Source organism: Sphaerotilus sp. (assembly GCF_041083715.1).
In the GTDB taxonomy this organism is placed as follows: domain Bacteria; phylum Pseudomonadota; class Gammaproteobacteria; order Burkholderiales; family Burkholderiaceae_C; genus Sphaerotilus.
In genome coordinates this window covers 23,108-30,256 of record NZ_JBFPGY010000200.1, presented here as the reverse complement: position 1 = coordinate 30,256, position 7,149 = coordinate 23,108, and the positions used below count along the sequence as shown (strand labels likewise).

General features: G+C 68.0%; 8 protein-coding genes. 2 read left to right on the top strand and 6 right to left on the bottom strand.

Annotated features, from left to right (window positions below; genetic code table 11):
• The 3 genes from purH to dusB all read right to left on the bottom strand — a co-directional run.
• Positions 1 to 1,402: bifunctional phosphoribosylaminoimidazolecarboxamide formyltransferase/IMP cyclohydrolase (purH, locus tag AB3X43_RS08985; protein ID WP_369429501.1), on the bottom strand; the 1,402-nt coding region annotated here is incomplete at its 3' end.
• A 37-nt stretch (positions 1,403 to 1,439) separates the two neighbouring features.
• On the bottom strand, positions 1,440 to 1,691 hold the full coding sequence (locus AB3X43_RS08980; RefSeq protein ID WP_338415131.1) for a helix-turn-helix domain-containing protein: 252 nt from the start codon (positions 1,689 to 1,691) through the stop codon (positions 1,440 to 1,442).
• Positions 1,688 to 2,743, bottom strand: a complete 1,056-nt coding sequence (gene dusB, locus AB3X43_RS08975; protein ID WP_369429500.1) for a tRNA dihydrouridine synthase DusB — start codon at positions 2,741 to 2,743, stop codon at positions 1,688 to 1,690. The genes AB3X43_RS08980 and dusB overlap by 4 nt, the downstream gene beginning before the upstream one ends.
• Before the next feature lie 111 nt (positions 2,744 to 2,854).
• On the opposite strand from dusB, the gene AB3X43_RS08970 reads away from it, so the two are divergent.
• Both AB3X43_RS08970 and AB3X43_RS08965 read left to right on the top strand, forming a co-directional pair.
• Positions 2,855 to 3,337 (top strand): YqaA family protein, encoded by a 483-nt coding sequence (locus AB3X43_RS08970; protein ID WP_369429499.1) that lies wholly within the window; start codon positions 2,855 to 2,857, stop codon positions 3,335 to 3,337.
• A 44-nt stretch (positions 3,338 to 3,381) separates the two neighbouring features.
• Positions 3,382 to 4,866 carry a carboxypeptidase M32 gene (locus tag AB3X43_RS08965; RefSeq protein WP_369429497.1) on the top strand — a complete coding sequence of 495 codons (1,485 nt, stop codon included), beginning with the start codon at positions 3,382 to 3,384 and terminating at the stop codon, positions 4,864 to 4,866.
• A gap of 21 nt (positions 4,867 to 4,887) precedes the next feature.
• Here the strand turns inward: AB3X43_RS08965 and AB3X43_RS08960 are convergent, their stop codons facing one another.
• Genes AB3X43_RS08960 through AB3X43_RS08950 form a run of 3 tightly spaced genes read right to left on the bottom strand, consistent with a single transcriptional unit; the run spans position 4,888 to position 7,140 of the window.
• Positions 4,888 to 5,178: a copper-binding protein gene (locus tag AB3X43_RS08960; RefSeq protein ID WP_369429496.1), complete on the bottom strand. Its 291-nt coding sequence runs from the start codon at positions 5,176 to 5,178 to the stop codon at positions 4,888 to 4,890.
• A 30-nt stretch (positions 5,179 to 5,208) separates the two neighbouring features.
• Positions 5,209 to 5,733 (bottom strand): cupredoxin domain-containing protein, encoded by a 525-nt coding sequence (locus tag AB3X43_RS08955; protein ID WP_473965093.1) that lies wholly within the window; start codon positions 5,731 to 5,733, stop codon positions 5,209 to 5,211.
• A 15-nt stretch (positions 5,734 to 5,748) separates the two neighbouring features.
• Positions 5,749 to 7,140, bottom strand: coding sequence for a multicopper oxidase family protein (locus AB3X43_RS08950; RefSeq protein WP_369429495.1), 1,392 nt, complete (start codon positions 7,138 to 7,140; stop codon positions 5,749 to 5,751).
• Positions 7,141 to 7,149 lie beyond the last annotated feature (9 nt).

Genomic DNA, 7,149 nt, shown 5'->3' with positions numbered 1-7,149 from the left:
GCAGCGTCAGCCCGGCGTGGCCGGCCTTGATGCTGGCGATGCGCGCCGAGTCGAGCCGGCTCATCTGGCCAGCACCGACGCCCATCGTCATGCCGTCCTTGCAGAAGACGATGGCGTTGCTCTTGACAAAGCGTGCCACCTTCCATGCGAAGAGCAGGTCGGCCATCTGCTGTGCGCTGGGCTGCAGCGTGGTGACCACCTGGACTTCGCCGCCCACGATGTCCACGTTGTCCGCCGACTGCAGCAGCATCCCGCCACCGACGCGCTTGAAGTCCAGCGCGTTCGTGACCTTCGCCACCGGCACTTCCAGCAGGCGCACATTGGTCTTGCTGGCGTAGGCCGCACGGGCCTGCGCCGTGAAGGCCGGGGCGATGGCGACTTCGACGAACTGCTTGTTCGCGTTGATCTCGTTCACCACGTCCACGTCCACAGGGCGGTTGAAGGCCATGATGCCGCCGAAGGCGCTGGTCGGGTCGGTCTTCAGCGCCTTCTGGTACGCCTCCAGCGGCGTCGCGCCGACGGCCACGCCGCACGGATTGGCATGCTTGACGATCACGCAGGCCGGCACGTCGAACGCCTTCACGCATTCCCACGCGGCGTCTGCGTCGGCGATGTTGTTGAAGCTGAGTTCCTTGCCCTGGATCTGCTGCCAGCCCGACAGCAGCCCGGCCGCCGGTGCGGCTTCGCGGTAGAACGCGGCCGACTGGTGCGGGTTCTCGCCGTAGCGCATGCCCTGCACCTTGTGGAGCTGCAGGTTGAAGACGCTCGGGTATTCGGCGCGGGCGGGCACGGCTTCGGTGGCTTCTTCCGAGCCGGCTTCCAGCGCCGTGAGGTAGTTGCTGATCATGCCGTCGTAGGCGGCGGTGTGCGAGAACACCTTCTTGGCCAGCATGAACTTGGTGGCGCGGGTCAGGCTGGTGCCCTTCGACGCGGCCAGCTCGGCCAGCACCTGCGGGTAGTCGCTCGGGTCGATCACGACGCCCACGTCCTGCCAGTTCTTGGCCGCGGCGCGCAGCATGGCCGGGCCGCCGATGTCGATGTTCTCGATCGCGTCTTCCAGCGTGCAGTCGGCCTTGGCGATGGCTTGCGCGAAGGGGTAGAGGTTGATGATCAGCAGGTCGATCGTGTCGATGCCGTGTTCCTTCAGCGCGGCCATGTGCGCCGGCACGTCACGGCGCGCCAGCAGGCCGCCGTGGACCCGCGGGTGCAGCGTCTTGACGCGACCGTCGAGCATCTCGGGGAATCCGGTGATCTCGCTGACCTCGGTGACGGGCAGGCCCGATTCGGCCAGCAGCCTGGCGGTGCCGCCGGTGGACAGGAGCTTGATGCCGTGCGCGTGCAGGTGGCGGGCGAAGTCGACGATGCCGGTCTTGTCGGAGACGGAAAGGAGGGCGGTGGTCATGGGCTTGGGCGGACTCAGGAGGTCGTTTGAATTCGGGTCAGTCGATCAGCTTGTGCTCGACGAGCTTGCGGCGCAGCGTGTTGCGGTTGATGCCGAGCCACTCGGCGGCGCGGCTCTGGTTGCCCTCGGCCTGCGCCATCACCACGTCGAGCAGCGGGCGCTCCACCGCCTTCACGACCATGTCGTAGAGCGCGTGCGGCTCCGTGCCTTCGAGGTCGCGGAAATAGACGGCCAGGATCTCGCGGATCGACAGGTCGATGGGGCTGTGTTCGGAGGGGCTGGTGCTCATGCGGCCTGTACTTCTGCAGTGTCTTCGTTGGCGTCGGTGTCGGGGGCGGCGACGGCTTGCGGCCAGGTGGGCTGTCCGTCGGCCAGCGCGCCCAGGAAATCATGCACGGCCCGCGCTTGCGCGGAAGTGTGTTCGATCAAGTTCATTCGGGCCCGGAAGTCGCGGCCACCGGGCAGATCGTGCACGGCCCAGCCGATGTGCTTGCGGGCCGTGCGCACGCCGGCACGCTCGCCGTAGAGGCTGTAGTGGTCCTGCAGGTGCTCGACCAGCCAGTCCCGCACCAGCAGCGTCGGCGGTGCTTGGGCAACCTCGCCGGTGTCGAGAAAATGCGCGATCTCGCGGAAGATCCACGGCCGCCCCTGGGCGGCGCGGCCGATCATCAGCGCATCGGCGCCGGTCGCGGCCAGCACCTCGCGCGCTTTCTGCGGGCTGGTGATGTCGCCATTGGCGCAGACCGGGATGCGCAGCGCGGCCTTCACCGCGGCGATCGTGGCGTATTCGGCATCGCCCTTGTAGCCCTGCTCGCGGGTACGGCCGTGCACGGTGACCATGGCCACGCCACGCGCCTCGGCGCCCAGCGCAATCGCCACCGCGTTCTTCTGTTCGTTGCACCAGCCGGTGCGCATCTTCAGTGTCACCGGCACACCGTGGGGTGCGGCGGCCTCGACCACGGCGGCGACGATGTCCAGCGCCAGTGTCTCGTCCTGCATCAGCGCCGAGCCGGCCCACTTGTTGCACACCTTCTTGGCCGGGCATCCCATGTTGATGTCGATGATCTGTGCGCCGCGGTCGATGTTGTAGCGCGTGGCCTCGGCCATCATCTCCGCATCGGTGCCGGCGATCTGCACGGCGATCGGTGCCACTTCTCCGTCGTGGTTGAGCCGGCGCGAGGTCTTCAGGCTGTCGCGCAGGTCGGCGCGCGAGGTGACCATCTCGCTCACGGCATAGCCCGCCCCCAGTCGTTTGCACAACTGGCGGAACGGCCGGTCGGTCACACCTGCCATGGGCGCGACGAACAGGCGATTCGGCAATGTGTGGGGGCCGATGCGCATGGGACAGGGCGGGGAAGGTGGGGAAGTGCTGAAAAAGGAGGCAGGAGTATAGCGGCGTGCGTTTTGCCGATGACCACGGCCGCCGGGGGCCTTTCAAGCAGAATGCCTGCCATGGATGCTTGGATCGACTCACTGCTCTTGCTGCTGGCGCTGCCGAAGTTCGGCCTCAGCACCGTCTTCATCGTGTCGCTGATCTCGGCGACGCTCCTGCCGCTCGGGTCGGAGCCGGCGGTGTTCGGGCTGGTCAAGCTCAACCCCGCATTGTTCTGGCCGACAGTGCTGGTGGCGACTGCAGGCAACACCATCGGCGGTGCCATCACCTGGTGGATGGGCTACGGTGCCGAACACGCCTACGAGCACCTGGCCCACCGCCACGCCGACCACAAGGCGCTGAACATCCTGCGCCGCTTCGGAGCTAAGGCCTGCCTGCTGAGCTGGCTGCCGGTGGTGGGCGATCCGCTGTGCGCGGTCGCGGGCTGGCTGGAGCTGCCATTCTGGCCTTGCGTGGCCTACATGGCCGTGGGCAAGTTCCTGCGGTATCTGGTGATCACGGCGGGATTGCTCTGGGTGTTTCCGGGGCAGTTCGCGCCGTGAACTGCGTGTTTCATGGCCTGCTCAACGATTGAAGGGGGAACACTGTGTCTGCTTATTCCGACCTCGAAGCCCGTTTCCTGCGCCTGTACCGCTTCGAGCACCTCGGCTCGATCGTCGGCTGGGACCAGGCCGCCAACATGCCGTCCGGCGGCAACGAGGCCCGCGCTGCGGCGATGGCCGAGCTTGATGGGCTGCTCCACGCCCAGCGCACCGACCCCGCGCTGGCCGCCTTGCTGCGCCAGGCCGAAGACGAGACGCTGTCCGACTGGCAGCGCGCCAACCTGCGCGAGATGCGCCGCGACTGGCTCGCCGCCAACGCGCTGCCCGCCGCGCTGGTCGAGCGCCGCACGCTGGCCACCGCCCGCTGCGAACACGCCTGGCGCCGCCAGCGGCCGGCCAATGACTGGGCCGGCTTCGCCGAGAACTTCCAGCCGGTCGTGCAGGTCGCCCGCGAGGAGGCCATGCACCTGGCCGACGCCACCGGCCTGATGCCCTACGACGCGCTGATGGACCGCTTCGAGCCCGGCATGACCAGCGCCGAGGTGGACCGCGTGTTCAGCGACCTCAAGACCTGGCTGCCGGACCTGATCCAGCGCGTGCAGGCGCGCCAGCAGGCCGAGCCGCCCGTGCTGCGGCCGGTCGGGCCCTTCCCGCAGGCGCAGCAGAAGGCGCTGAGCCTGCGCGTCATGCAGTTCCTCGATTTCAACTTCGATGGCGGCCGCCTCGACGAGAGCACGCACCCGTTCTCCGGCGGCGTGCCCGAGGACGTGCGCCTGACGACGCGCTACCAGCTCGACGACCTGATGCAGAGCCTGATGGGCACCGTCCACGAAACCGGCCACGCCCGCTACGAACAGGGCCTGCCGCGCGAGTGGCTCGGCCAGCCGATCGCCCGGGCGCGCTCCTATGGCCTGCACGAGAGCCAGAGCCTGTCCTTCGAGATGCAGCTCGGCGCCCACCCCGGCTTCGTCGCGCAGCTCGTGCCGCTGATGGTCGAGCAGTTCGGCGCGCAGCCGGCGTTCACGGTCGAGAACCTGACGCGCCTGGCCACGCGGGTCGAGCCTGGCCTGATCCGCGTCGATGCCGACGAGGTGACCTATCCGGCGCACGTCATCCTGCGGTTCGAGATCGAGCGCGCGCTGATCGAAGGGCAGATCGAGGTCGCCGACATCCCCGCGCTGTGGAACGAGAAGATGGCCGCCTACCTCGGGCGCGACACGCGGGGCGATTACCGCAACGGCCCGATGCAGGACGTGCATTGGCCGTCGGGATCGTTCGGCTATTTCCCCTGCTACACGCTCGGGGCGATGTATGCGGCGCAGTGGTTCGCCACGATGCGCCGCCAGATGCCGGACCTCGACGAGCGCATCGCCGCGGGCGACCTGAACCCGGTGTTCGACTGGCTCAAGGACCATGTCTGGCGCCAGGGTGCGCGCTGGGAGACGCCGGAACTGACCCGCCGCGCCAGCGGCGAAGTGCTGAACCCGGCGCATTTCCGCGCGCATCTGGAGGGGCGGTACCTGGGGTGAGCGCCCCAGGCACCGGGGAGTTCACTTCGACGGTGCCAGCTTCGTGACGGTGTACTGCCCGCCCACCTTGTCGGCGTCGAACTTCACCTTGTCGCCCACCTGCACGGCGTCGAGCATCCCGGCGTCCTGCACGCGGAACACCATCGTCATCGCGGGCATGTCGAGGTTCTTGATCTCGCCGTGCCTGAGCGTGATCTTCTGCTGGGCCTTGTCGATCTTCAGGACCTCGGCGTCGGTGCTCTGCGCATGGGCGGGCAGGGCGGCAAAGACAGCCGAAGCGGCGAGGGCGAGCGTGGCGATCCAACGGGTCATGGCAATTTCTCCTTGCTGGGCATCAACGGTTCAGGGGGCTTTCGAGGCGACACGCGGGCTGACGCGGAGGTCACCGACCATGCCCGCCTGGTAATGCCCGGCCATCAGGCAGGCGAAGCGGAAATCACCCGCCCGGTTGAAGGTCCAGACGATCTCGCCCGACTGACCCGGCGGCACATGCGCCATGTAGGGCTCGTCGTGGACCATGTCCGGGAACTTGACCATCAGCGCCGCGTGCTCCTCCAGCACCGGTGGTGTGCCGATCACCAGCTCGTGCATCAGCTTGCCGGTGTTGCGGATCGACAGCCGCACGGTGTCGCCTTCCTTGACTTCGATGTTGTCCGGGTGAAAGCGCATGTCGTCGCCCATCGTGATCCGGATGGTGCGGCGGGCATCGCGGCGCTCGGCGGCGATGCCCCAGTCCTTCTGTTCCTTGCGGACCGGGCCGGCGTGGTGCGGCTGGGCGCCGTGGGCCTGCACGTCGTCGGGCATGCCCAGGCCGACACACAGGGCGCAGCAGGCGGCGAGGAAGGAAGTGGATGCAGTGAGTCGCATGGTGGTCGGTCCTGGTCAGTGGTGGTTGTGATCGATCGGCTTGCGAACACGCACGGTCGTGTCGGTGGCTGCAGGCTGCGCCGGGGCGGCCTGGATGGGTTCGGGCAGTGGCTCGCCGGTCCACTCCTGGGCGACGGTGCCGGGTGGATGCCGGAACCAGCCCGGGTCGCTGTAGTCGCCCGGCTTCTGGTCGCGGCGCACCTTCACGACGCTGAACATCCCGCCCATCTCGACCCCGCCGAACGGCCCTTGCCCGCTCATCATCGGCGCGGTGTTGTCGGGCAGCGGCATCTCCATCTCGCCCATGTCGGCCATGCCGCGTTCGCCCATGACCATGTAGTCGGGGATGAGCTGGCCGATCTTCCTGGCCAGCCCGCTGTGATCGACGCCGATCATGGTCGGGACGTTGTGGCCCATCGCGTTCATCGTGTGGTGGCTCTTGTGGCAGTGGAAGGCCCAGTCGCCTTCCTCGCTGGCGATGAACTCGATCTGGCGCATCTGGCCGACCGCCACGTCGGTCGTCACCTCTGGCCAGCGCGCTGACTTCGGCACCGGCCCGCCGTCCGTGCCCGTGACCTCGAACTCGTGGCCGTGCAGGTGGATCGGGTGGTTGGTCATCGTCAGGTTGCCCACCCGGATGCGCACCCGGTCGTTCAGCCGCACGTTCAGCGAATCCAGCCCCGGAAAGATGCGGCTGTTCCAGGCCCAGAGGTTGAAGTCGAGCATGGTCATGGTCTTCGGCGTCGCGCTGCCCGGCTCGATGTCGAAGGCGTTGAGCAGGAAGCAGAAGTCGCGGTCGGCGTCCGCGATCAGCGGGTGCCGGCCTTTGCCGTCCAGTTTCGGGTGCGTGATCCACATCCCCATCATCCCCATCGCCATCTGGGTCATCTCGTCGGCGTGCGGGTGGTACATGAAGGTGCCGGGGCGGCGGGCCTCGAACTCGTAGACGAAGGTCTTGCCCGGCGGGATCGACGGCTGTGTCAGGCCGCTGACGCCGTCCATGCCGTTGGGGATGCGCTGACCGTGCCAGTGGACGGCGTGGTGCTCGGGCAGCTTGTTGGTGACGAAGATGCGCACGCGGTCGCCTTCGACCACCTCGATCGTCGGTCCCGGCGACTGGCCGTTGTAGCCCCACAGGTGGGCGTTGAAGCCGGGCGTCATCTCGCGCACGACCGGCTCGGCGACGAGGTGGAACTCCTTGACGCCGTTGTGCAGGCGCCAGGGCAGGCTCCAGCCGTGCAGTGTCACGACCGGGCGATAGGGGCGACCGTCGGGCGGCATCAGCGGCTTGGCGGTCTGCGCGCTGGTCTGGATCACGGGTTCGGGCAGCGCGGCCATCGCCACACGGCTCACGGAAGCGGCGGCCACGGCAGCGCCCGCCTGGAAGAAAGTGCGTCGGGAAAGCATGGGGAATCC